At 71.7% G+C, this 23,884-nt stretch carries 19 protein-coding genes; 4 read left to right on the forward strand and 15 right to left on the reverse strand.

Annotated elements, in window-relative coordinates; translation table 11 throughout:
* Window positions 1-140: 140 nt before the first annotated feature.
* On the reverse strand, window positions 141-1,415 hold the full coding sequence (locus AMK31_RS22310) for an ABC transporter substrate-binding protein (protein ID WP_073942352.1): 1,275 nt from the start codon (window positions 1,413-1,415) through the stop codon (window positions 141-143).
* 141 nt (window positions 1,416-1,556) lie between these two features.
* On the opposite strand from AMK31_RS22310, the gene AMK31_RS22315 reads away from it, so the two are divergent.
* From AMK31_RS22315 to AMK31_RS22325, 3 genes are all read left to right on the forward strand, one after another.
* A complete protein-coding gene (locus tag AMK31_RS22315) occupies window positions 1,557-2,072 on the forward strand; it encodes a PadR family transcriptional regulator (RefSeq protein ID WP_073942353.1) in 516 nt (171 codons plus the stop codon).
* On the forward strand, window positions 2,069-2,821 hold the full coding sequence (locus tag AMK31_RS22320) for an ABC transporter ATP-binding protein (protein WP_073942354.1): 753 nt from the start codon (window positions 2,069-2,071) through the stop codon (window positions 2,819-2,821). The genes AMK31_RS22315 and AMK31_RS22320 overlap by 4 nt, the downstream gene beginning before the upstream one ends.
* A gap of 131 nt (window positions 2,822-2,952) precedes the next feature.
* Entirely contained in the window at window positions 2,953-5,253 is a 2,301-nt protein-coding gene (locus tag AMK31_RS22325; protein ID WP_073942355.1) for an ABC transporter permease, read from the forward strand.
* A 44-nt stretch (window positions 5,254-5,297) separates the two neighbouring features.
* On the opposite strand, the gene AMK31_RS22330 is transcribed toward AMK31_RS22325, so the two are convergent.
* The 13 genes from AMK31_RS22330 to uvrC form a co-directional block, all read right to left on the reverse strand.
* A complete protein-coding gene (locus AMK31_RS22330; RefSeq protein ID WP_073942356.1) occupies window positions 5,298-6,227 on the reverse strand; it encodes a hypothetical protein in 930 nt (309 codons plus the stop codon).
* A 112-nt stretch (window positions 6,228-6,339) separates the two neighbouring features.
* On the reverse strand, window positions 6,340-7,995 hold the full coding sequence (gene pgi, locus AMK31_RS22335; protein ID WP_073942357.1) for a glucose-6-phosphate isomerase: 1,656 nt from the start codon (window positions 7,993-7,995) through the stop codon (window positions 6,340-6,342).
* A 72-nt stretch (window positions 7,996-8,067) separates the two neighbouring features.
* Entirely contained in the window at window positions 8,068-9,336 is a 1,269-nt protein-coding gene (locus AMK31_RS22340; RefSeq protein ID WP_073942358.1) for an MFS transporter, read from the reverse strand.
* 136 nt (window positions 9,337-9,472) lie between these two features.
* Window positions 9,473-9,808 (reverse strand): RNA polymerase-binding protein RbpA, encoded by a 336-nt coding sequence (locus AMK31_RS22345; RefSeq protein WP_010352468.1) that lies wholly within the window; start codon window positions 9,806-9,808, stop codon window positions 9,473-9,475.
* A gap of 240 nt (window positions 9,809-10,048) precedes the next feature.
* Window positions 10,049-10,276 carry a preprotein translocase subunit SecG gene (gene secG, locus AMK31_RS22350; RefSeq protein WP_198948543.1) on the reverse strand — a complete coding sequence of 76 codons (228 nt, stop codon included), beginning with the start codon at window positions 10,274-10,276 and terminating at the stop codon, window positions 10,049-10,051.
* A 116-nt stretch (window positions 10,277-10,392) separates the two neighbouring features.
* The gene (tpiA, locus tag AMK31_RS22355; protein WP_073942360.1) at window positions 10,393-11,169 is read right to left on the reverse strand and encodes a triose-phosphate isomerase; all 777 of its coding nucleotides are present in this window, start codon (window positions 11,167-11,169) and stop codon (window positions 10,393-10,395) included.
* Between the two features lie 5 nt (window positions 11,170-11,174).
* Window positions 11,175-12,386: a phosphoglycerate kinase gene (locus tag AMK31_RS22360; RefSeq protein WP_073942361.1), complete on the reverse strand. Its 1,212-nt coding sequence runs from the start codon at window positions 12,384-12,386 to the stop codon at window positions 11,175-11,177.
* Between the two features lie 190 nt (window positions 12,387-12,576).
* Window positions 12,577-13,584 carry a type I glyceraldehyde-3-phosphate dehydrogenase gene (gene gap / locus AMK31_RS22365; protein WP_073942362.1) on the reverse strand — a complete coding sequence of 336 codons (1,008 nt, stop codon included), beginning with the start codon at window positions 13,582-13,584 and terminating at the stop codon, window positions 12,577-12,579.
* Between the two features lie 206 nt (window positions 13,585-13,790).
* Window positions 13,791-16,745: a M14 family metallopeptidase gene (locus AMK31_RS22370; RefSeq protein ID WP_073942363.1), complete on the reverse strand. Its 2,955-nt coding sequence runs from the start codon at window positions 16,743-16,745 to the stop codon at window positions 13,791-13,793.
* A gap of 156 nt (window positions 16,746-16,901) precedes the next feature.
* Entirely contained in the window at window positions 16,902-17,891 is a 990-nt protein-coding gene (gene whiA, locus AMK31_RS22375) for a DNA-binding protein WhiA (RefSeq protein ID WP_073942364.1), read from the reverse strand.
* A complete protein-coding gene (locus AMK31_RS22380) occupies window positions 17,882-18,949 on the reverse strand; it encodes a gluconeogenesis factor YvcK family protein (RefSeq protein ID WP_073942365.1) in 1,068 nt (355 codons plus the stop codon). Before AMK31_RS22380 ends, whiA begins: the two co-directional genes overlap by 10 nt.
* On the reverse strand, window positions 18,946-19,989 hold the full coding sequence (rapZ, locus tag AMK31_RS22385) for an RNase adapter RapZ (RefSeq protein ID WP_073942366.1): 1,044 nt from the start codon (window positions 19,987-19,989) through the stop codon (window positions 18,946-18,948). The genes AMK31_RS22380 and rapZ overlap by 4 nt, the downstream gene beginning before the upstream one ends.
* Entirely contained in the window at window positions 19,986-22,067 is a 2,082-nt protein-coding gene (gene uvrC / locus AMK31_RS22390) for an excinuclease ABC subunit UvrC (protein ID WP_073942367.1), read from the reverse strand. The genes rapZ and uvrC overlap by 4 nt, the downstream gene beginning before the upstream one ends.
* Before the next feature lie 304 nt (window positions 22,068-22,371).
* On the opposite strand from uvrC, the gene AMK31_RS22395 reads away from it, so the two are divergent.
* On the forward strand, window positions 22,372-23,343 hold the full coding sequence (locus AMK31_RS22395) for a hypothetical protein (protein WP_073942368.1): 972 nt from the start codon (window positions 22,372-22,374) through the stop codon (window positions 23,341-23,343).
* Between the two features lie 9 nt (window positions 23,344-23,352).
* Here the strand turns inward: AMK31_RS22395 and AMK31_RS22400 are convergent, their stop codons facing one another.
* Window positions 23,353-23,778: a Rieske (2Fe-2S) protein gene (locus AMK31_RS22400; protein WP_073942369.1), complete on the reverse strand. Its 426-nt coding sequence runs from the start codon at window positions 23,776-23,778 to the stop codon at window positions 23,353-23,355.
* Window positions 23,779-23,884 lie beyond the last annotated feature (106 nt).

The raw sequence follows: 23,884 nt of genomic DNA on the forward strand, positions 1-23,884 counted from the left end.
GAGGGTGTCAATGAACGGAGCGCAGCCGCCTGACAGTTGACCAGAAAAATCAGGACTTATCCGGTCACAAAACGGCAAGCGATACGTCGGCGTTACCTAACATGTAACTAGGAGAGGGGAACCTCTGCCGATCGGCGAGGTCAGCGGCCCGAGATCGCGGCCAGCTCACGCGCCAGCCTGCGCACCGCGGAGCCGGGCGTCTCCTGCCCGGTCATCGCGTCGTGCACGACCGCCTGCACCACCAGGCTGACCTGGTCGTAGTGCGGGCTCTTGGGGCGCGGCGCGGCGGCGAGCACGCTCTCGCGCAGGGTCGGCAGATAGGGGAACGCCCGGATCAGCTCCGGGTCGTCGTAGAGGTCGGCGCGTACGGGCGGCAGCGCGCCGCGCGTGAGGACCTGGCGCTGCACGCGCTCGCCGGTGAGGTAGGCGATCAGCCGCGCGGCCGTGTCGGGATGCCGGGCGTGGGCGCTGACGGCCAGGTTGGAGCCGCCGAGCACGCTGGTGCCGGGGCCGTCCGGCCCGGGCAGCGGTACGGCGCCGATCTTCCCGGCGACCTCGGAGTCCTCGGCGGACGCGGCGACGTACGCGTACGGCCAGTTGCGCAGGAAGAGCAGCCGGCCGTCCTGGAAGGCCCGCTTGGACTCCTCCTCCTTGTAGGTCAGCGCCTCCTCGGGGATCCACCCCTCGCGGACCCCGCGGGCGAGGAACCCGATGCCCTCGCGGGCGGCCGCCGAGTCCACGGTGACCCGTTCGCCCTCGTCGCCGAGGATGGTGCCGCCCGCCGAGTAGACCGCCTCCGCCGCGTTCACCGTCAGACCCTCGTACGGCAGGAACTGGCCGGCGTAGCCGTCGAGCCCGTACTTCGGGGCGATGGTCTCCGCGTGCCGCTCCAGCTCGGCCCAGGTGCGCGGCGGCGGCACGCCCTCCTTGGCGAGGATGTCCTTGCGGTACAGGAGAAGTCCGGCGTTGGTGACATACGGGACGGCGTACAGCCGTCCGTCGTAGGTCGCGGTCGCGACGACCGGCGGCAGGAAGGTCTTCAGGGCGAAGCGGTCGCGGGGCAGCGGACGTATCCAGCCCGCGGCGGCGAACTCCGACGTCCAGTCGACGTCGATGTTGAGCACGTCGAACCGGCTGCGGTCGCCGCCGCGCAGGTCCGTGGCCATCTGCGCGTGCGCCTCGTCGGCCGAGTCCGGCAGTTCGACGAGGGTGACCCGCTCACCGGGATGAGCACGGTTCCAGCGCTCCAGCAGGGGCCCGAGATAGCCGGTGAGGTCCCCCGCGGTGGCCAGGGTGAGCGGACCGCGTCCGCCCCCGCTCTCCCCCGGCTGCGCCTGCGCGCCGGAGGCGATGTATCCGGTCAACAGCACGACCAGGACGAGGAGGCCCCTACCGGCGGCCCGTATCCACCGCATAGGTTCCTCCCTGTACACCGGCCACGGGCACCCTCGCCCGGGTCAGAGGCCATGTATACCCGTTAGGTATGGGCGATACTAGGGCCTGGAGCACATTACGCAGCACATTACGCACATGGCGAGGACAGGAGGATTGCACGAGTGCGCCTGCCTCTCCTGGCACTCCTCGCACGCGGCCCGGCCCACGGCTACGAGCTCAAACAGGACCTTGAGCAACTGCTGGGCTCCGCGTACCCTCAGCCGAACGTCGGCCAGATCTACGTCACCCTCGGCCGCCTCGAGAAGTCGGGACTGATCGAGGGCGAGGACATCGAGCAGTCCAGCCGGCCCAACAAGAAGGTCTACCACCTCACCGACGCCGGGCGGGAGGCGCTGCACGCCTGGTTCGAGGAGACCGAGGACGAGCCGCGCGTGCGGGACGAGTTCTTCATGAAGCTCGCCCTCGCCCCGCAGACCGGTCTCGCCGACCAGATCGCCCTCATCAACCGACAGCGGCGCCAGTACCTGAACACCATGCGAAACCTGTCGAAGCTGGCCACCGCCGAGAACCGCGACAACCGCATCGCCCAGCTGCTGATCGAGGGCGCGATGCTGCACCTCCAGGCCGACCTCGACTGGCTGGAGCGGTGTCAGGAAGAACTGGAGGAGCTGGAATGAGCGACGCTTCCGCTCCCGTGCTGCGCGCCGAGGGCCTGGTGAAGACGCACCACGGCGAGGGCGCGCCCGCCCATGCCGTGCGCGGCGTCGACCTGTCCGTGCGGCGCGGGGAGTTCGTGGCGATCACCGGGCCGTCCGGCGCCGGCAAGTCGACGCTGCTGCACCTGCTCGGCGGGCTCCAGCGGCCCGACGCCGGCAGCATCTGGCTGGACGGCGAGTGCACGGACGGGTACAGCGAGGCCCGCTGGGCCGTGGAGCGCCGGACCCGCATCGGGATCGTCTTCCAGTTCTTCAACCTGGTGTCCAACCTGTCCGTCGCCGACAACGTGGAACTGCCCGCCCTGCTCGCCGGGGTCCCGCCGAAGCGGGCGCGCGCCGAGCGGGAGCGGCTGCTGGCCGACCTGGGGCTCACCGGCAAGGAACGCAGCATGCCCGGTGAGCTGTCCGGTGGCGAACAGCAGCGGGTGGCGCTCGCCCGCGCCCTCGTCAACCAGCCGCCTCTGCTGCTGGCCGACGAACCCGCGGGCAGCCTCGACAGCAAGGGCACCCGCGAGGTGGTGCGGCTGCTGTCCGGCTTCCACCAGCGCGGCCAGACGATCGTGCTGGTCACCCACGACGCCCGGATGGCGAGCGCGGCGGACCGGGTGATCAGTTTCTTCGACGGACGGATCGCCGACGACGCGGAACTCGACGGCGGCCGGCCGCCGCGCCGGGCCGGGATATCCGGTGTGCTGGAGCTCAAGGACTGACATGCGGCTGTACGACCACTGCGCCGACCGCGCACGCGCGGCGACCGGAAGCAGGGCTCGCCACGAGCACGCGGTGACCGGAACGGGGCCCCGCCGCGGGCCCGCGGCGGCCGGGTCGAAGGGCTGAGGCCGTGCGAGCCACCCTGCGCTGGGCGCACTCCGATCTGCGCACGCACCGCGGCGAGGCGCTGTTCCTCGTCCTCGCCACCGCGGGCATCGTCCTCTCCCTGCTGCTGGCCGCAGCCCTGTTCGGTTACGCCACCAACCCCTGGCAGCGGGTCTTCACCCAGGCGCGCGGCGCGCACGTCTGGCTGCACACCGCCCCCACCGCAGACGCGCGGGACCTGGCCGGGCTGGACGGCGTCGAGTCCGTCGCCGGGCCCTACCCCACCGCGTCCACCACCGTCGTCGCGGGCGGCAGCCGCGCCTCCGTGGAACTGCGCGGCAGCTCCGCGCGGACGCCCTCCGTCGGCCGCCCGCTGCTCGCCTCCGGCCACTGGCTGGACCCGGCCACCCCCGACGGCGTGGTCCTGGAGAGCCGCCTCGCCCTCGCCCTGCTCGCCGAGCCGGGCGACACCCTCACCCTGCCCGGCACCGCACGCCGGCTCACCGTCGTCGGCGTCGCCGACAGCGCCGAGCCGCGCTACCGGCCGGGCGAGCAGCCGGGCCTCGTCTGGGCGCTGCCGTCCGCGGTGCCCGACCCGGACGCGCAGGTGATCGGGCTGCGGCTCAAGGACCCCGGCGACACCGGGTACGCCGTGCAGCGGGCCGTGACCGTGCTCGGCGCGGGCGCGATCGGCGAGGTCTCCACCTGGCAGCAGGCCAGGGCCGAGGCACAGGGCGACAACCGGCTCCTCGGACAGGTGCTGGGCCTGTTCGGGCTCGGCGCGCTGGCCGCCGCCGGGCTCGCCGTGCACGGGGCGATCGGCACCCGGATCCGTGGCCATCTGCGGGACATCTCCGTGCTGAAGGCGATCGGCTTCACCCCGGGCCAGGTGGTCCGCGTCTTCCTGCTCCAGCACCTGGCGTACGCCCTGCTGGGCGCCGTGGCCGCCGCCGCGCTCACCGAGGTGCTGGGCAGCCGGATCCCGGGCCGGCTCGGCGACGCGATCGGTGTGTGGCAGGGACTGCCGGGGCATACGGCCGCCCTGTTCGCCGTGCCGGTGGCGGCGGTGCTGCTCATCGGCGCGACCACCGGGCTCGCCGCGTGGCGGGCGGGACGGGTGCCGCCGGTGCCGGTGGCGCGGTCCGGGGCTCCCTCCGGAGGACGGCTGTCGGGGCCGGCGCGCCGGGCGCTCGGGGCGCGGGTGCTCGGGCTGGGCGTGCCGCCCGCGCTGGTGCTGGGCTGGCACAAGGCGTTCACCCGTCGCCCGCGGTCGTGGGGGGCCGTGGCGCGGCTCGCGCTGCCGCTGCTGCTGATCGTGGTCGCGCTGAGCGCGTGGACCACCATCGACCGGTTCCAGCACAGCCCCGAGCGGATCGGCCTGCCGGCCGCGCTGACCGTGCGGGCGGACGCGCGCCTCGACGACCGGGACGCCCGCGAGCTGCTGGAGCGCGATCCGCAGGTGGCCGCCGCCTACCCGGGTGTGGAGGTGGCCGCGCTGGTGCCGGGCCAGACGGCGACGATCGCGCTGCGCGGCCTCGGCACCCGTGCGGAGCCGTACCCGTACACGCTGGCCGAGGGCCGCGCCGCGCGCGGGCCCGACGAGGCGGTGGCCGGGCAGGGGCTGCTCGATCTGCTGGACGCGCGGGTCGGCGACTGGGTGCGGATGACCGTGGGCTCCCAGCCGCAGGTCCTGCACATCGTGGGCCGCAGCATCGAGCCGGAGAACGCCGGCCGGGTCGTCTCCACCTCGCTCGACACCCTCCGCGAGAACGACCCCCGGCTGAGTCCGAGCCTCTACCATCTGCGCCTGCCCCCCGACGCCGAACCCGGGGAGGTCGCCGAGCGCCTCGCCGAGGCCGGGCAGGGACATCTGGACGTGCACACCGTGACGAACCCGGCCGACGGTCTGTACCCCCTGCGCGGAGTCGTCCTCGGGCTGATCGCCGTGCTCGCCCTCATCGGGCTCATCGAACTGCTCACCGCGATCGGCGGCACCGTCCGCGAGGGCGAGCGGGATCTGCCGGCGCTGCGGGCGATCGGCCTGTCCCCGCGCCAGATCACCGCGATCACCGTCACGGCCACGGGCTGCACCGCCCTCGCGGCCGTCCTCCTCGGTACCGCCCTCGGGGTGCCGCTCGCGCGCTGGCTGATCGACGCCCAGGGCAGCTCCAGCGGCATCGGCGCGGGGATCGCCCAGGGCCCCTCCCCCGCGCTGCTGGTGCTGCTGGGGGCGGCCGCCGTGCTGGGCGCGGCGGGGCTGGCCGCGCTGCCGGCGGCCCGCTCGACGCGCCGCCGCTTCGCGGACACGCTCAGCTCGGTCGCCTGACCTACGCCGATGCCGGGGCGGGGGCCCGGGCTGGACCCTTTCTGTCAGCCGCCGTTGGGGCCGGGGGTGTAGGGGTTGCCGTACGGGTTGCCCTGCGGGGGCGTGTACGGGTTGCCGTACGGATTCCCCTGCGGCGGCGCGTACGGGTTGCCGTACGGGTTGCCCTGCTGCGGGACGTACGGCGGTGCCGTCGGCGGCATGGCGGGCGGCATCGGCGGAGGCGGGCCAGGGACGCGGGGCAGGGTGGCCGGGTGGGCGGCCAGCCGGATGCCGTAGCGCTGCCTGAGGCGGCCCATCTCCAGCAGGGCGATGCCGGTGACCGTCAGCGGCGCGCCCAGGATGAACAGGAAGCCCATGGTGAGGCTCAGACCGTGCAGGTCCCCGGTGACCAGGTCTGGGATGGCCATCAGCCAGGTCGTCACCGTGGCCAGCAGCGGCGGCAGACAGCGGTGGACGCCGGCCGTGCCGAAGAAGTTCCCGGAGACGTGCACCGCTCCGCGGATCACGATGGCGGTCAGCCAGAGCGCCACCGGGGCGAGCAGCAGTACGAAGAATCCCGCGCCGCCCGCGAACCGCCACACCAGGACGGTCAGCACGATCGTGCCGACGAAGGCGAGCAGCAGCTTCAGCGAGTTGAGCAGCGGTTCCCGCATCGCCCGGACCGTGCCGCCGCGCCGCCAGACGTAGAGCATCACACCGACCGTCAGCGGGGTGATGAACAGCAGCACGGCGGAGGCGGTGAGCATGTTCTCCAGCACCTCCTCGAAGGCGAAGCCGCCCTCGACGAAGGTGTAGACGCCGACCGCCGCGACCGTGCCAGCGATCAGCCGTACCCGCTTGAGCTGTTCCACCGCCGGGTCCAGCGAGTCCGGGATCCAGGCCGGGTGGAACAGCGCGCGGGCCAGTTCCTTCGGCCGCAGCAGCGACCGGGGCGTCAGGGTGCCGCCCGTCCAACTCCCCTGTGTTCTTGTCACGTTGAGCTCCCCCGAGCGATCGTGTCCATGATCATCGGGGAGTGTACGGGAAGCGGGGGCCCAGGCGCCTCCCGCTTCCCGGGGGCACCTCCGCCCCCACTGGCACCGTCCGTCAGCGCCGGCCGCGCAGCTCCCGGTACCGGGCGACCAGCGCCTCGGTGGACGTGTCCAGGCCGGGCACGTCGGCGCCTTCGGTGAGCGCGGGCTCGACGCGCTTGGCGAGGACCTTGCCGAGCTCCACGCCCCACTGGTCGAAGGAGTCGATGTTCCAGACTGCGCCCTGGACGAACACCTTGTGCTCGTAGAGGGCGACGAGCTGGCCGAGCACCGACGGGGTCAGCTCCCGGGCAAGGATCGTCGTCGTCGGATGGTTGCCCTTGAACGTCTTGTGCGCCACCAGCTCCTCCGGCACGCCCTCGGCCCGCACCTCCTCGGGCGTCTTGCCGAACGCCAGCGCCTGGGTCTGGGCGAAGAAGTTGGCCATGAGCAGGTCGTGCTGCGCCTTGAGTTCGTCGCTCAGCTCGGCGACCGGCTCGGCGAAGCCGATGAAGTCGGCGGGGATGAGCTTGGTGCCCTGGTGGATGAGCTGGTAGTAGGCGTGCTGGCCGTTGGTGCCGGGGGTGCCCCAGACGACCGGGCCGGTCTGCCAGTCGACCTCCTGCCCGTCCCGGTCCACGTACTTGCCGTTGGACTCCATGTCCAGCTGCTGGAGGTAGGCGGTGAACTTGGACAGGTAGTGGCTGTACGGCAGGACGGCGTGGGACTGGGCGTCGTGGAAGTTGTTGTACCAGATGCCCAGCAGGCCCAGCAGCAGCGGCGCGTTGGCCTCGGGGGGCGCGGTGCGGAAGTGCTCGTCGACCAGGTGGAAGCCGTCCAGCATCTCCCGGAAGCGGTCCGGTCCGATGGCGATCATCAGGGACAGGCCGATCGCGGAGTCGTAGGAGTAGCGGCCGCCGACCCAGTCCCAGAACTCGAACATGTTCGCCGTGTCGATGCCGAAGTCCGCCACCTTCCCGGCGTTGGTGGACAGCGCCACGAAGTGCTTGGCGACGGCCTCCTGACCTACGTTCAGTCCGCGCAGCAGCCAGTTGCGGGCGGAGGTGGCGTTGGTGACCGTCTCGATGGTGGTGAACGTCTTGGACGCGACGATGAACAGGGTCTCCGCCGGGTCCAGGTCGCGGACCGCCTCGTGCAGGTCGGCGCCGTCCACGTTGGAGACGAAACGGACCGTCAGATCGCGGTCGGTGTAGCTGCGCAGCACCTCGTAGGCCATCGCGGGGCCGAGGTCGGAGCCGCCGATGCCGATGTTGACGACGTTCCGGATGCGCTTGCCGGTGTGGCCGGTCCACTCGCCGGAGCGGACCCGCCCGGCGAAGTCGGCCATCTTGTCGAGGACGGCGTGGACGGCGGGCACCACGTTCTCGCCGTCGACCTCGATCACCGCCTCGCGCGGGGCCCGCAGCGCGGTGTGCAGCACGGCCCGGCCCTCGGTGTTGTTGATCTTCTCACCGCGGAACATCGCGTCCCGCAGCCCGAACACGTCCGTCGCGGCGGCCAGCTCGCGCAGCAGCCGCAGGGTCTCGTCGGTGACGAGGTGCTTGGAGTAGTCGATGTGCAGGTCACCGACCTGGAGCGTGTACCCGCTGCCGCGCTCGGGGCCGGCGGCGAACAGGTCGCGCAGCCGCACCTCGCCGAGCTCCTCGCGGTGCTTGGCCAGAGCGGTCCACTCGGGGGTCTGGTTGAGCCTCGTACGGCCGTCTGCGTTCATCTGGGACTTCAGCCTTCTTCCTTGTCCTGCCTGTACCGGCGACTGCCCCGCTGCCGGTCCCAACCTAGTTGATCAGCGGTTGCCGGGAGCTGTCGTGACGCCGTCCCTCGGCGCAACAACAGGTACGTCGGGTCGGCGGCCGGGTATCAGGGCGGCGACGGACAGGGCGAAGAAGGCGGCCGCGAGCAGCGCGGGCGTGTTGGCTCCCCAGGCGCCGGCGACCGCGCCGCCCAGCAGGGCGCCGAGCGGTGCCCCGGCGACCGCCAGGGTCCGGTAGGCGGAGCTGACCCGGCCCAGCATCCCGGCGGGGCTGCGCTGCTGCATCAGCGTGGTCGTGTTGACGTTCCACACCATGCCCATGAACCCGAACACGGCCAGGGCGCACACCAGGGCGACCGGGCTGCGCACCGTGCCCATGACGACGAGCGCGCCGATCTGCACGCTCCCGGCGGCGAGCACCGCCCGGACCCGCCCGAGGCGGTCGGCGATCCGGCGGACCGCCGCTCCCCCGGTCAGGCTGCCCACGGTGTACGCGGTCAGGGCCGCCGCGTATCCCCCGGTGCCCGCGTCCAGCCAGTCGGTCACCAGGACGACCAGGGTGGCGATGAGGGCGCCCATGCCGATGTTGCACAGGGCGGTGGCGGCGCACAGCGCCCGCAGCGCCCGGTCCCGGACCAGCGTGCACAGTCCCTCGGCGATCTCCCGGCGCAGGGTGCTGCCCGCCGGTCTCGGCTCGCGCCGGGGCGGCGCGGTCCGCAGGGAGGCCACCAGCGCGGCGGCCAGCAGGAAGGTGACGGCGTCGGCCGCGAAGGGGACGGCGGCCCCGGCGGCGAGCAGCAGCGGCACGACGGGGCCGCCGACGAGACCGCCCGCGAGCTGCTGGCCGGTCATCAGGCGGGCGTTGGCGCCGCCGAGCGCGTCCTTCGCGACGAGGCCGGGCAGCAGGGCGGTGGCGGCGTTGTCGAAAAGGGTCTGCAGGGTGGTGAGGGTGAAGGCCAGTGCGGTCAGCAGGGCGATCGACGCGTGCCCGAGCGCCACGGCGACCGCGAAGCCCGCGACCAGCAGTCCCCGTACGGCGTCCACGGTCCACATGGCGCGGCGCTGGTCCACGCGGTCCGCGACGGCTCCGCCGAGCAGTCCGAAGAGCAGCCAGGGCAGCTGGCCGCAGGCGGTGACGGCGGCGATGAGCAGCGGCTCGTCGGTGAGTGTGACGGCGAGCAGGGGCAGGGCGGCCGTGCGCAGCGCGTCGCCGAAGCTGGACAGCACGGCGGCACTCCACAACCGCCCGAAGCCCCCACGCCACGCGGGGGCGCTCACGCCCGCCGTCTCGACCGTCGCCACGACTCCCCCTCACGATGCGCCCGATGCACACACCGTAGAGGGCACCACTGACAACGGGTCCGCGAGCGGTGGCCGGCCGCGGGGGCCGGGACGGCTCCGGCCGGGCACCTGTCGGTACCCGGCCGGTCGTCAAGTCCTAGATCTCGCCCCGCAGTTTGGCCAGCGCCTCCGCGAGGATCGCCTCGCCGTCCGCGTCGCTGCGCCGCTCCCGGACGTACGCGAGGTGCGTCTTGTAGGGCTCGGTGCGCGGCGGTGCCGGCGGGTTGTCCCGGTCCTGTCCGGCCGGGAAGCCACAACGCGGGCAGTCCCAGGTGTCGGGAACCTGCGCGTCACTGGCGAAGCTCGGCTGCGTCTCGTGTCCGTTGGAGCACCAGAAGGAGATGCGCAGACGCGGCGCGGACTCGCCCCGCTCGGCCTCACCCATCGGCCCCGCCCCGACCCGGCTTCCTCGGATCGCGTTGCCACTTGCCACGGTCGTAACTCCCTGCGTGATGGTGCCGCGAAGCGCGTCGGCGTTTCGCTTCGCTGCGAGCGCCCCAGTCTACGTAAGGCCCAACGCGCGTCCAGTGATTGGAGTTACAAGGCCCCACACCCTAGACGCAAGCCCCATGATAGGCCGCGCTCCGGGGCGCGTACCGAACATGGGGCGTTACGTGCGGAATCGTGCTGACGTGCGGAGTGTCAGCGGTCGCGTGTCGGCGGTTGCCGGAGCTCAGCCGACCTTCATCAGGATGCCGAGCACGACGATGCTCGCGAACCACAGCAGACCGACCACGACGGTGATGCGGTCGAGGTTGCGCTCGGCGACCGAGGAGCCGCCGACGGAGGACTGCATGCCGCCACCGAACATGTCGGAGAGGCCGCCGCCCTTCCCCTTGTGCATCAGCACCAGCAGCATCAGCAGCAGGCTGAAGACGATCAGGGCGATCGAGAACCCCATAACCACGGCTGGACCAACTTCCTCGGCTTCGGATGGACGACGGGGGCATGGTGGTCGACCACCATGCCCCCGCAAGGGTACGACGGAACGCCGCTACCGCATACTCACTGATCGGCTCACTGGTCGCGGAAGCGCACGATCTTGACGAACTCGTCGGCGTCCAGGGACGCGCCGCCGACCAGGGCGCCGTCGATGTCGGCCTGCGCCATGATCTCGGCGACGTTGCCGGACTTCACGGAGCCGCCGTACTGGATGCGGACCTTGTCGGCCACGTCCTGCGAGTACAGCTCGGCGACCTTGCCGCGGATGGCCGCGCAGACCTCCTGGGCGTCCTCGGCGCCGCAGACCTTGCCGGTGCCGATGGCCCAGACGGGCTCGTAGGCGATCACGATGGTCTCGGCCTGCTCGGCCGGGAGGTCCTTCAGACCGCCCTCGACCTGGGCCAGGGTGTGCGGGACGGCGTTGCCGGCCTCACGGACGTCCAGCTCCTCGCCGACGCACATGATCGGGGTCAGGCCGTGCTTGTAGGCGGCCTTGACCTTGGCGTTGACGATCTCGTCGGTCTCGTTGTGGTACTGGCGGCGCTCGGAGTGGCCGATCGCCACGTACGTGCACTTCAGCTTGGCCAGCATCGGGCCGGAGATCTCGCCGGTGTAGGCGCCGGAGTCGTGCGCCGAGATGTCCTGGGCGCCGTACTTGATCTTCAGCTTGTCGCCGTCGACCAGGGTCTGCACGGAGCGCAGGTCGGTGAAGGGCGGCAGGACGGCGACCTCGACGGCGTCGTAGTCCTTGTCGGCGAGGGCGAAGGCGAGCTTCTGGACGTGGGCGATGGCCTCCAGGTGGTTGAGGTTCATCTTCCAGTTGCCCGCCATCAGCGGCGTGCGGGTGCTCATTGAGGTCAGTCCTCCAGTGCGGCGAGGCCGGGGAGCGTCTTGCCCTCGAGGTATTCGAGGGAGGCGCCGCCACCGGTCGAGATGTGGCCGAATGCGTTCTCGTCGAAGCCCAGGGTGCGGACGGCCGCGGCGGAGTCGCCGCCGCCGACCACGGTGAAGCCCTGGGAGTCGACGAGGGCCTGGGCGACCGCCTTGGTGCCCTCGGCGTAGTCGGGGTGCTCGAAGACGCCCATCGGGCCGTTCCAGAAGACGGTGGCCGCGTCGGCGAGCTTCGAGGCGTACAGCTTGCGGGTCTCCGGACCGATGTCCAGCCCCTCCTGGTCGGCGGGGATGGCGTCCGCGGCGACGGTGGTGGGGTTGGCCGGGGCCTTGGTCTTCAGGTCCGGGAACTCGGCGGAGACCAGCACGTCCACCGGCAGGACCAGCTCGACGCCGTTCTTCTCGGCGCGCTCCATGTACTCGGTGACGGCCGGGACCTGGTCCTCCTGGAGGAGGGAGATGCCGACCTCGTAGCCCTTGGCCTTGAGGAAGGTGTAGGCCATGCCGCCGCCGATGAGCAGGCGGTCGGCCTTGCCGAGGAGCTGGTCGATCACGGCGAGCTTGTCGGAGACCTTGGCGCCGCCGAGGGCGACGACGTACGGGCGCTTGACGTCCTCGGTGAGCTTCTTCAGGACGCCGACCTCGGTGGCGATGAGGTGGCCGGCGTAGTGCGGCAGCCTCTTCGGGAGGTCGAACACCGAGGCGTGCTTGCGGTGCACGGCGCCGAAGCCGTCACCGACGTAGACGTCGGCGAGGGCGGCCAGCCGGTCGGCGAAGCCGGCGCGCTCGGCGTCGTCCTTGCTGGTCTCACCGGCGTTGAAGCGCAGGTTCTCGATGACGGCGACCTGGCCGTCGGCGAGGCCCGCGACGGTGGACGTGGCGGAGTCGCCGACCGTGTCGGTCGCGAAGGCCACGTCGGCGCCGAGGAGTTCGCCGAGCCGGGCCGCGGCGGGGGCGAGCGAGAAGGCGGGGTCCGGGGCGCCCTTGGGGCGGCCGAGGTGCGAGGCGACGACCACGCGGGCGCCCGCCTCGGCGAGCGCCTTGACGGTGGGCAGGACCGCGCGGATGCGGCCGTCGTCGGTGATGGTGGTGCCGTCCAGCGGCACGTTGAGGTCGGCGCGGACGAAGACCCGCTTGCCCGCGACCCCGTCGGCGAGGAGTTCGTCGATCGTCTTCATGTTCAGGGGACTCCTACAGGAGGCTCGTTCTGCTCGTGACCGGATGGCTCGTGACCGGATGGCTCGTGACCGATGACCGGGCCTGATCCTAGAGAGGAGGGCCGGTCGTGACGCGCGTCAGGGCCCGGGCCGCGCGTCCCTGCGCCTGGCCCGAGCCCTGCTCTCACATCAAAGTTGCTGCTTCAGCCGATCAGAGCTGGTTGCCCACGAAGACCGTGAGGTCGACGAGGCGGTTGGAGTAGCCCCACTCGTTGTCGTACCAGCCGATGACCTTCACGTTCTTGCCCTCCTGGACCATGGTCAGGGAGGAGTCGAAGGTGCAGGACGCCGGGGCGTTGACGATGTCGGAGGAGACGATCTGGTCCTCGGTGTAGTCGAGGAGACCCTTCAGCTCGCCCTCGGCGGCCTTCTGGAAGGCGGCGTTGACCTCTTCCTTGGTGACCTCGCGGGAGAGCTCGACGACCAGGTCGGTGACCGAGCCGGTCGGGACCGGGACGCGCATGGCGATGCCGTCCAGCTTGCCCTTGAGCTGCGGCAGGACCAGCGCGGTGGCCTTGGCGGCACCCGTGGTGGTCGGGATGATGTTCTCGGCGGCGGCACGGGCGCGGCGCAGGTCCTTGTGCGGGAAGTCCAGGATGCGCTGGTCGTTCGTGTACGCGTGCACCGTGGTCATCAGACCCTTGACGATGCCGAAGTTCTCGTCGAGCACCTTCGCCATCGGGGCCACACAGTTGGTGGTGCAGGAGGCGTTGGAGATGACGTGGTGGTTCGCCGGGTCGTACTTGTCGTGGTTGACACCCATGACGATGGTGATGTCCTCGTCCTTGGCCGGAGCCGAGATGAGGACCTTCTTCGCACCGCCCGCGATGTGCTTCGCGGCGTCTTCCTTCTTGGTGAAGATGCCGGTGGACTCGATGACGATGTCGACACCCAGCTCGCCCCACGGGATGTCGGCGGGGTTGCGCTCGGAGAGCACCTTGATGGTGTGGCCGTCGACGGTGATCGTGTCGGCGGTGTGCGTGACCTCCTGCTTGAGGCGGCCCAGGATGGTGTCGTACTTCAGCAGGTGAGCGGTGGTCGCGGTGTCACCCAGGTCGTTGACAGCCACGATCTCGATGTCTGCACCCTGCTCCAGCAGCGCGCGGAAGTAGTTACGACCGATGCGGCCGAAGCCGTTGATGCCTACGCGGATCGTCACGAACCGATCTCCTCGTTGGTACGCCGGCTCCGTTGTCGCCGGCGAGCTCTATTTGGGATGTCCCCGACCGCCTACGACCCTACCTCTCCGAAGCCCCCGAAGTGACATCGAGACGGCCCCTACAAGGCACGGCGGTCCGTACCCGCCAGTAGGGGTACGGACCGTCTCAAGTGTGGCGGGTGGCGCTCAAGTGCGCCCTGTTGTTTTCAGTCGTCGAGCACGGCGAGTGCCCGGCCGATCAGGGCCGTGCGGTCGGCCGCCGCGGCGACGTGCTCCAGGCCGAAACCCAGCAGCACGGTGTCGTCCGTGGTGACCGCGCCGTACGTCTTGAACAGTTCCCCGGAAAGGCCCCAGTCCTCCACCACGGCGGGACTTCCGGCGGGCGGGCCGGAGGTGGTCCAGACGCCGAGCGACGTCTCGAAGCCCTCCGTCTGCCCCGCCGTGCCGCCGATGACGACGGAGGCGTTGTCGGCGAGCACGCCGTGGCCGCCGGAGCCGGGGTCGGTGATGTAGCCGATCGACAGCTCCACCTTCTTCCCCGCGTACGCGGAGAGGTCGAAGGAGACGTCCTGCCAGCCCGCGGAGGCACCGGTGAAGCTGTTCCAGGCGCCGCTGGTCCCGGTGGGCGCGCACCCGTCGTCGCCGAGCGTCAGATACCGCTTCAGCGCGGGGTGCGCCTGGAGGAAGAACCCGGCCTCGCACTCGGCGGGTACGGCGGTGCTCGTGGCGCCGTTCCGCTCCGGGAGGGTGGTCCAGTCGTCGCCCCCGGCCGTACGGGCCTCCAGCACCGCGTGGTCGTAGCCCTCCTCGGTGTCCCACAGCAGGCGGGTGCGCAGGGCGGGCTGGTCGGCGGCGGTCACGCCGGTGAGGTCGACGGTGCGGGTGAGGCGGTTCCAGGCGTAGTCGGAGTGCGTGACGGCCGCCATGGAGGTGCCCTCGTACGGCCCGTAGGGGTTGACCGTGCCCGGGTACTGGCCCGCTCCCGCGCTCGTGAACTGCGGGAAGTCCGCCGCGGGCAGCGTGTCGGAGGTGACGCCGAAGGATCCGGCCGCATTCAGCGGGTTGCCGGGCGCGTCGCCGAGCGGTGCCTTGACGCCCGCGAGGGCGCCGGTGCCGTCGAAGCCGGTGACCTTGGGCAGGGTCGTACGGGTGTAGGCGCCCAGGTAGTACTGGCTGAAGTCGTTCGACAGGGTGCCGCCGCCGAGGTCGACGGAGCCGCCGGCCGTCTCGCCCGCCTCGATCAGCCTGCCGCCCTCGTTGAGGTAGGCGCGCAGTTCGAGCTGGGTGGCGTTGCCGGGCCGCACGGCGCCGGTGTAGTGGACGACCGTTGCGAAGTGGCCGAGGACGCCGAGCGCGTCGGGCGCGCCCTGGGTGGCGACGTCCCAGACGACGGCCTTCTCACCGTTGGCCCTCAGCGCGTCGACGTAGGTCTGGGCCTGCGTCGCGGCCTGGCCCTCCTCGGCGACGACGAGGACGTCCGCGCGGGGGCGTTCGGCGACGGTGTAGGTGAAGTGCTCGCTCTCGGTCCGCTTCCCGGAGCGGGTCTCGCCGGTGAACCAGACCTCGACCTTGTCACCACGATCGCCGTCGGCGACCTTCGCGCGGTACTCGTCGAAGTACAGGTTGTCCTCACCGCCGTAGGTCTCGCCGCCCTTCCAGGGCCGCAGCCGCATGTCGTGGACGCGGCCGCCGTTGACGCGGTACTTCAGCTCCTTGTCCCGCACCGACTTGCGGACGACGACGGAGACCTCCTGGTCGGCGCCGCGCGAGTACGAGGTGGTGAAGGGCGCCGGGGTGAAGTCGGGGGCGGGGGTGCCGACCGAGGACCTGGGCTGGTCGGGGCGGGCGGCGGACTCGGCGACGGAGAGCGCGAACGGGATGTTCTTCTCGAACTCCTGCTGGATCAGCTTCTCGTCGTCCGGGAAGGTGAAGACGGAGGCGCAGTCCGCGGCGTTCCAGGCGTCGTCCGGGTAGGCGTTCGACACGGTCTGGCAGGTCGACATCTCCGGTGTGAACATCGCGGTTCCGTTGACGTTGGCCGCGTGGCCGTCCGCCTCGCCGTTGGTGGTGTACAGCTCGGAGGAGACCTGCGGGTGGTAGCCGGGGATCGCCGAATTCCCGGGGGTGCCGGCGAGCGCCTTGTAGAGCACGTCGTCCGGGGTGTCGGTGGCGACCTGCCAGCCGACGCCGTAGAGGAGCAGTTCGGCCGCCGAGTGGTAGTTGATGCCGTACTCGAAGCCGACGCGCTTCTGGAAGGCGTCGACGGCCCGGGTCTCGGGCTCGGAGCCCGGGCCGCCGCCGCGGTAGGTCTGGCTGGTGGGGTACGGGGACGAACCCTCGTCGTCGTAGCCCCACTTGTAGGCGAAGTTGCGGTTGAGGTCGACGCCGTCGCCGATGGTGATGGCGCCGTCGCCGTTGACGTCGCGCATGTTCTTGCGCCACTGGCGGTCGCCGTCGGCGGCGTGCGTGTAGTCGTAACCGTCGGGGTTGGCGGAGATGACGAACCACAGTTCGGTGGTGTCGACGATCTTCTTGACGCGTTTGTCGGTGCGGTAGTTGTCCAGGTAGTGGTGCATCAGCCGGCGGGTCATCTCCGGGGTGATCCACTCACGGGCGTGCTGGTTGGACATGTACAGCACGGCCGGCTTGGCGCCGTCCTCGCTCTTCCTGGCGTTCTTGGTGAGTTTCAGGGCGAGGATGTCCTGCCCCTTGACGGTCTTGCCGATGGAGACCACTTTGGTCAGGTCCGGGTGCTCCTGCCCCGTCCGGAGGATCTCCTCCTTGAGGTTGCCCGGTCCGCTGTACGGGCGGTAGACGCCGTCCCCGGCGGCGGCCACGCGGGCGCGGGTCCTCGCGGAGAGCGTGTGCTCCTCGAGGTCGACGCCCTGCTTCTCCAACTGTGCGGCCTGCTTGTCGGTGAGGTACACCTCGACGGAGGCGGTGCCCTTGTCGGGGGCCTGCTCGCCGAGTTCATGGGCGTCCTGACCGGCCGCCAGCAGCAGCGGGATCTGCTGCTTGGTGACCTCGGCGCGGAACACCTTGACTTCCTCGGTGCCGGGTTCCGGGGATTTCGCGTTCTGCGCCTGGGCTACGGGTGCGATGCTCACTCCGCTGATCAGGAGCGTGCCGATAGCGAGGATCGATCTCGCTCTGCGTCTCATGAACCCCCCTGCTGGTGGTTCGCCACAGCGACGAATAGGTGCCAGGCTCATGACAGTTCATGATCGAGTCAAGGGTGCCCGAACGAAGGCAGGCGGACGCGAACACGCCGGTGCCGACGCCCGATCGGACGTCGGCACCGGCGTGTTGACGAGGTGTCAGCCCGCGAGGTTGTCGGCCAGCTCCTCGCTGAGGTTGGCCTCCGTGCCCGGGATGCCCAGGTCGGCGGCCCGCTTGTCGGCCATCGCCAGCAGCCGGCGGATCCGGCCGGCGACCGCGTCCTTGGTGAGCGGCGGGTCGGCGAGCGCGCCCAGCTCCTCCAGGGAGGCCTGCTTGTGCTCCATGCGCAGCCGGCCCGCGGCGGCCAGGTGCTCCGGGACGTCGTCGCCGAGGATCTCCAGGGCGCGCTGGACGCGGGCACCGGCGGCGACGGCGGCCCGCGCGGAGCGGCGCAGGTTGGCGTCGTCGAAGTTGGCCAGGCGGTTGGCGGTGGCGCGCACCTCGCGGCGCATCCGGCGCTCCTCCCAGGCCAGCACCGAATCGTGCGCGCCGAGGCGGGTGAGCAGGGCGCCGATCGCGTCGCCGTCCCGGACCACGACGCGGTCCACGCCGCGCACCTCACGGGCCTTGGCGGCGATGGACAGCCGGCGGGCGGCGCCGACCAGGGCGAGCGCGGCCTCGGGGCCGGGGCAGGTCACCTCCAGGGAGGACGAGCGGCCCGGCTCGGTGAGCGAGCCGTGCGCGAGGAACGCGCCGCGCCAGGCCGCCTCGGCGTCACAGGTGGCGCCGGAGACGACCTGCGGGGGCAGCCCGCGGATCGGGCGGCCGCGGCCGTCCACCAGGCCCGTCTGCCGGGCCAGCTGGTCGCCGCCCGCGACGACCCGCACCACGTACCGCGAGCCGCGGCGCAGCCCGCTGGGCGCCATCACGATCAGCTCCGAGCCGTGCCCGAAGATCTCGAGGATGTCCCGCTTGAGCCGGCGGGCCGCCATCGCGGTGTCCAGCTCCGCCTCGATCACGATGCGCCCGCTGACCAGGTGGAGGCCGCCGGCGAACCGCAGAATGGCGGAGACCTCCGCCTTCCTGCAGCAGGTCCGGGTGACGGGGAGCCGGGAGATCTCGTCCTTCACCGCTGCCGTCATCGCCATGGGCCGATCCTTCCATGCATCCGAAAAATACGGTCGTACGCGGCGGCCAGCAGCTCGGGGTCGTGCCGCGGAGTTCCGTCTCTCCGGGCCACCGGCGCCAGCTCGACCGCGGCCCCGAAACGCTTTGCGGCGTCGGTCAGCGAGTCGCGGTCGGGCACGGCGGCCTCGTCGGCCAGCACCACGTCCAGGGCGAGTTTAGGGGCGTGTCGTCCCAAAACCTCCAAATGACGCTGCGGGGAGAAGCCGTCGGTTTCTCCGGGCTGCGGCGCGAGGTTGAGGGAGAGCACGCGGCGCGCCTTCGTCTCCGTGAGCGCGTCCAGCAGCTGCGGCACGAGCAGGTGCGGGATGACCGAGGAGAACCAGGAGCCGGGACCGAGCACCACCCAGTCCGCGTCCAGGACGGCCGCGACGGCCTCCGGGACGGCCGGCGGGTCGTTCGGGACGAGGTGCACCGACTGCACCTCGCCCGGGGTGAGGGCGACGGTGGCCTGGCCGCGGACGGTCCCGACCTCGTCGGGCCGCTCCGGGTCGTGGCCCTTGACCAGGGCCTGCAGCTCCAGCGGCACGGCGGACATGGGCAGCACCCGGCCGTGCGCGCCGAGCAGTTTGCCGACCAGGTCCAGGGCCTGGACGTGGTCGCCCAGCTGTTCCCACAGGGCGACGATCAGCAGATTGCCGACCGCGTGGTCGTGCAGCTCGCCGTGCGACTGGAAGCGGTGCTGGATGACGCGGGCCCAGGTCTGGCCCCAGTCGTCGTCGCCGCACAGCGCGGCCAGCGCCTTGCGCAGGTCGCCGGGGGGCAGTACGCCCAGCTCGTCGCGCAGCCGCCCGCTGGAGCCGCCGTCGTCGGCCACGGTGACGACGGCGGTGAGGTCGCCGGTGATCCGGCGCAGCGCGGCGAGCGAGGCGGACAGGCCCATGCCGCCGCCGAGGGCCACCACCTTGGGCTGGGCGCCCCGCCGGCGCGCCCTGCCGCCACGGGGTTCGGCGGACCGGCCGCCGCGCCCCTCGGGGACGGCCCGGCGCAGCCTGCTCAGCCGCGGAGTACGTCCGGTCATTCGCGTCCCATGTCCCGGTGCACGACCACCGTCTCCACGCCCTCGGCCGCGAGGCGTGCGGCCAGCTTCTCCGACATGGCGACCGAGCGGTGCTTGCCGCCGGTGCAGCCGACCGCGATGGTCACATAGCGCTTGCCCTCGCGTCGGTAGCCGGTGGCGATCAGCTGGAGCAGCTCGGCGTACCGGTCCAGGAACTCCTTGGCGCCGGGCTGATTGAAGACGTACGCCGCGACCTCGTCGTTGAGGCCGGTGAACGGGCGCAGCTCGGGCACCCAGTGCGGGTTGGGCAGGAACCGGCAGTCGACGACCAGGTCGGCGTCGACGGGCAGGCCGTACTTGTACCCGAAGGACATCACGGTGGCCCGCAGCTCGGGCTCCTCCTCGCCGGCGAACTGGGCGTCCATCTTGGCCCGCAGCTCGTGCACGTTGAGGCTGGAGGTGTCGATCACCAGGTCGGCGTCGCCGCGCAGCTCGCGCAGCAGTTCGCGCTCGGCGACGATGCCGTCCACGATGCGGCCGTCGCCCTGGAGCGGGTGCGGGCGGCGCACCGACTCGAAGCGGCGCACCAAAGCGTCGTCGGAGGACTCCAGGAAGACGATCCGCCGGGTCACGCCCCGGGTGTCGAGGTCGGCCAGGGACTCGCGCAGATTGTCGAAGAAGCGACGGCCGCGCACGTCGACGACGACCGCGATCCGCGCCACGTTCCCCTGGGAGCGGGCACCCAGCTCCACCATGGTGGGGATGAGGGCGGGCGGGAGGTTGTCGACGACGAACCAGCCGAGGTCCTCCAGACACTTCGCGGCCGTGGAGCGGCCGGCGCCGGACATGCCGGAGATGATCACCAGCTCCGGGATCGCCGCCTCGGGCACCCCGGAGGCCTCTGCGCCCGTGTTCGTCTGGGCCCCGTTGCCCTGGGCCTCCTTGCGGTTCTGGTCCTCGCCGGTCTCCTTGTGTGGTTCCTGGGTGTGGGCCACCTCGGCGTCCGCGTTCCCGGCCGCGCGGTCCGGCCCCGTCGTGGGACGGTTCTCGTGTTCGGTCATGTCTCCTGCCCCCGTCGCTCGTCCGGGGCGCCCGTGGGCACGGGCTCCCCTGGGGCATCCGCCGTCGTCTCGGGTGCCCCGTCTTCCACGTCATCCATGATCTCTCCAGTCGCCGTGTTCACGGCGGGCGCGGCCGGAGCCGCCTGGGCGAGGGCCACGGCGATGGTTTCGGCCGTCTTGCGGCCTATGCCGGGTACCTCGCAGATCTGGTCGATTGTCGCGGATCGCAGCTTCTTCACCGAACCGAAGTGCTTGATGAGGGCCTGTTTGCGTGTCGCGCCGAGGCCGGGCACGTCGTCCAGCGGGCTGGTCCGGATGCGCTTGGCGCGCTTGCTGCGCTGGTAGGTGATCGCGAACCGGTGGGCCTCGTCCCGGACGCGTTGCAGCAGATAGAGGCCCTCGCTGGTGCGGGGCAGGATCACCGGGTCGTCCTCGCCGGGCAGCCAGACCTCCTCCAGCCGCTTGGCGAGGCCGCACACCGCGATGTCGTCGATGCCCAGCTCGTCCAGGGCCCGCTGGGCGGCCGCGACCTGGGGCCGGCCGCCGTCGACCACGACGAGCTGCGGCGGGTAGGCGAACCGCTTGGGGCGGCCGTCGTCCTCGGTGAGGCCGCCGGCCGGGGCCTCGTCGGTGCCGTCCGTGAGAGCGGGCTCGCCGTCGGCCCACTCCCCCGTCCTCTCCTTCTCGGCCAGGTAGCGCCGGAAGCGGCGGGTGATCACCTCGTGCATCGAGCGGACGTCGTCCTGCCCCTCGAAGCCCTTGATCTGGAAGCGGCGGTACTCGCCCTTGCGCTGCAGTCCGTCCTCGAAGACGACCATGGACGCCACCACGTCCTCGCCCTGGAGGTGGGAGATGTCGTAGCACTCGATCCGCAGCGGGGCGCTGTCCAGGCCGAGGGCGTCGGCAATCTCTTCCAAAGCGCGCGAGCGGGTCGTCAGGTCGGAGGCGCGCTTGGTCTTGTGCAGGACGAGCGCCTGCTGGGCGTTGCGCTGCACGGTCTCCATGAGGGCCTTCTTGTCGCCGCGCTGCGGGATGCGCAGCGAGACGCCGGAGCCGCGGCGGTCGGTGAGCCACTGCTGCACGGGACCGACCGGGTCGGGCAGCGCCGGGACCAGGACCTCCTTGGGGACGGCGTCGCCGGTCTCCTCGCCGTACAGCTGCTGGAGGGCGTGTTCGACCAGGGCGCCGGTGGTGATCTCCTCGACCTTGTCGGTGACCCAGCCGCGCTGGCCGCGCACCCGGCCGCCGCGGACGTGGAAGATCTGCACGGCGGCTTCCAGCTCGTCCTCGGCGACCGCGATCAGGTCGGCGTCGGTCGCGTCGGCGAGCACGACCGCGTTCTTCTCCATGGCCTTCCGCAAGGCCTCGATGTCGTCGCGCAGCCGGGCCGCCCGCTCGTACTCCATCTCCTCGGCGGCCTCCGTCATCTGCTTCTCCAGACGGCGGAGGTAGGTGCCCGTACGGCCGGTCATGAAGTCGCAGAACTCGTCCGCCAGCTCCCGGTGGTCGTCGGCGGTGATCCGGTCGACGCACGGGGCGGAGCACTTGCCGATGTAGCCGAGCAGGCAGGGGCGGCCGGTGCGGGCGGCGTTCTTGAAGACGCCGGCCGAGCAGGTGCGCACCGGGAAGACCCGCAGCAGCAGGTCGACCGTGTCGCGGATGGCCCACGCGTGCGCGTAGGGCCCGAAGTAGCGCACGCCCTTCTTCTTGTGGCCGCGCATCACCTGCACGCGCGGGAACCGCTCGTTCATCGTGACCGCGAGGTACGGGTAGCTCTTGTCGTCGCGGTACTTGACGTTGAACCGGGGGTCGTACTCCTTGATCCAGGAGTACTCCAGCTGCAGCGCCTCGACCTCCGTGGACACCACCGTCCACTCCACCGACGCGGCGGTGGTCACCATGGACCGGGTGCGCGGGTGGAGGTTCGCCAGGTCCTGGAAGTAGTTGGCCAGGCGCTGGCGCAGGCTCTTAGCCTTTCCGACGTAGATCACCCGGCGGTGCTCGTCGCGGAACCTGTACACCCCGGGAGAGTCCGGGATCTCACCCGGCCTGGGGCGGTAGCTGGAGGGGTCGGCCATGTCTCACACCCTACTGGCGAGCGCCGACACTCCGGCGGGCCTGTGGACGACGCCGCGGCCGCCGTGCGGTGACGTGGCGGACACCGGCCACGCCGGCATGGTCGAACCTCGGCCAGGAGTGCGCCACGGTTGGGTTTCAGGTGTTGTCGGGGCCTGGTCCACACGCTTCAATGCGGGGGAACTCGGGGCCCCTGAAACATGGCGTACGGATGCGGAGAACGCCGGCGCCGACGGGGGTGGCCCCGCTCAGCACCCGCGCGAACGGTCTGACCAGCCGTTGTGACCCGCAGAGAAAGGCCCCTGCATGCCGCACGCCACACAGCACGCGGACACCGCCGACATCGCCGCCGACGCGGACCTCGCCGACGCCGACCTGGACACGGCCCTGCGGGGCGGCCCCTTCCACGTCGCGCTGCGCGCCGCGATCGCCGCCCGCGGACTGCCGCTCCAGCGCGTGCAGCACCATCTGTCGCGGTACGGCGTGAAGGTGGGCGTCACGAGCCTGAGCTACTGGCAGCAGGGCGCCCGTCGGCCGCAGCGGCCCGAGTCGCTGCGCGCCGTCCGCGCGCTGGAGGAGATACTCCACCTGCCCGACGAGTCGCTGATCCGGCTGCTCGCCGAGAGCGGAGAGCGCTCCGCGCGGCGCCCGGCGGCCCGCTCGTACCGGTCCCTCCTGGAGGCCTCCGACGTGCTGGCCCGGCTCCTCGCCGAGCTGGGCGCCCAGCTCGACTGCGGACTGCACATGCTCGGCCACCACGAGCGGGTGCGGATCGGGACGCGCCGCGAGCTGGTGGCGCGCGAGTCGCACCACATCGTCCGCGCGTACCAGGACGGCGTCGACCGCTTCGTCGCCGTCCACCACGGCGACCCGGGATGCGCGCCGGAGCGGATGACGGTGCACGCCCTGGACAACTGCCGCACCGGGCGCGTGCGCTGGCACCGGGAGACCGGGGTGCTCGTCGCGGAGCTGCTGTTCGACACCCGGCTGCGGGCCGGGGACACCTTCCTCTTCCGGTACGGCGTCGAGGACGGCACCGCGGGGACATCGCGTGAGTACGTCCGCGGGTTCGGGCCCGCGGGCGGCCAGTACGCGCTCCAGGTGCGGTTCGACGAGGGCGCCCTGCCGGTGCGCTGCCACCGCTTCACCCAGCACTCGGCGGCGGCCCCCCGCAGCGGCCGCCAGGAACTGGCCCTGACCGGCCTGCACCACTCGGTGCACCTCGTCGAGCCCCGGGTGCGGTCGGGGATCGTGGGGATCGGGTGGGAATGGGAGTGAGCGCTGCCGTCAGGCCTCAGGGCCTGCCACGATCCTGCCGTTGTCGCTCCTGACCTCGAGTTCCGTCAGCGGCACGGTGGCCGGGGGCGCAAGCACCTCACCGGTCGTGGCGTCGAACTCGCTGCCGTGGCAGAAGCACGTCAGCCTGGTGCCCTCCAGCTTGCTGATGGGGCACGACGCGTGCGTGCAGATCGTGCTGTAGGCCTTCAGGGTGCCCTTCTCGTCCCGGCTGACGACCACGTTGTGCTCGCGGTACAGCCGGGCGCCGCCCTTCGCGACCTCGCTCTCCGCGCCGAGTTCCACCGGGGCGGTGGGGGCGGCCGGCTTCGCGGAGTTCCCCTCCGGGGAGCAGGCGGCCAGGCCGAGCCCGGCGACGGGCGCGGCCGCGACTCCGCGCAGGACGGTGCGGCGGCTCGCGGAGGGGCGGGCGGGCATGCGGGATCTCCATGGGTCGGGGCGTGAGGGGGCGGGCGCACGGCGGTGCGCATGCCGACCATAACGGGGCGTGGGGAAGCGAGGGTCCAGCGGGGTGCAGTGGAGA

Source organism: Streptomyces sp. TSRI0107 (assembly GCF_001905845.1).
Classification (GTDB): Bacteria; Actinomycetota; Actinomycetes; order Streptomycetales; family Streptomycetaceae; genus Streptomyces.

Bases quoted from the DNA above. Each gene is read 5' to 3' on its own strand.
- pgi (WP_073942357.1), bottom strand. From the start codon at position 7,995: ATGAACGCAGACGGCCGTACGAGGCTCAACCAGACCCCCGAGTGGACC.
- AMK31_RS22380 (WP_073942365.1), bottom strand. From the start codon at position 18,949: ATGACCGGACGTACTCCGCGGCTGAGCAGGCTGCGCCGGGCCGTCCCC.
- AMK31_RS22400 (WP_073942369.1), bottom strand. From the start codon at position 23,778: ATGCCCGCCCGCCCCTCCGCGAGCCGCCGCACCGTCCTGCGCGGAGTC.
- AMK31_RS22320 (WP_073942354.1), top strand. From the start codon at position 2,069: ATGAGCGACGCTTCCGCTCCCGTGCTGCGCGCCGAGGGCCTGGTGAAG.
- rapZ (WP_073942366.1), bottom strand. From the start codon at position 19,989: ATGACCGAACACGAGAACCGTCCCACGACGGGGCCGGACCGCGCGGCC.
- secG (WP_198948543.1), bottom strand. From the start codon at position 10,276: ATGGGGTTCTCGATCGCCCTGATCGTCTTCAGCCTGCTGCTGATGCTG.
- tpiA (WP_073942360.1), bottom strand. From the start codon at position 11,169: ATGAGCACCCGCACGCCGCTGATGGCGGGCAACTGGAAGATGAACCTC.
- uvrC (WP_073942367.1), bottom strand. From the start codon at position 22,067: ATGGCCGACCCCTCCAGCTACCGCCCCAGGCCGGGTGAGATCCCGGAC.
- AMK31_RS22360 (WP_073942361.1), bottom strand. From the start codon at position 12,386: ATGAAGACGATCGACGAACTCCTCGCCGACGGGGTCGCGGGCAAGCGG.
- AMK31_RS22395 (WP_073942368.1), top strand. From the start codon at position 22,372: ATGCCGCACGCCACACAGCACGCGGACACCGCCGACATCGCCGCCGAC.
- whiA (WP_073942364.1), bottom strand. From the start codon at position 17,891: ATGGCGATGACGGCAGCGGTGAAGGACGAGATCTCCCGGCTCCCCGTC.
- AMK31_RS22310 (WP_073942352.1), bottom strand. From the start codon at position 1,415: ATGCGGTGGATACGGGCCGCCGGTAGGGGCCTCCTCGTCCTGGTCGTG.
- AMK31_RS22370 (WP_073942363.1), bottom strand. From the start codon at position 16,745: ATGAGACGCAGAGCGAGATCGATCCTCGCTATCGGCACGCTCCTGATC.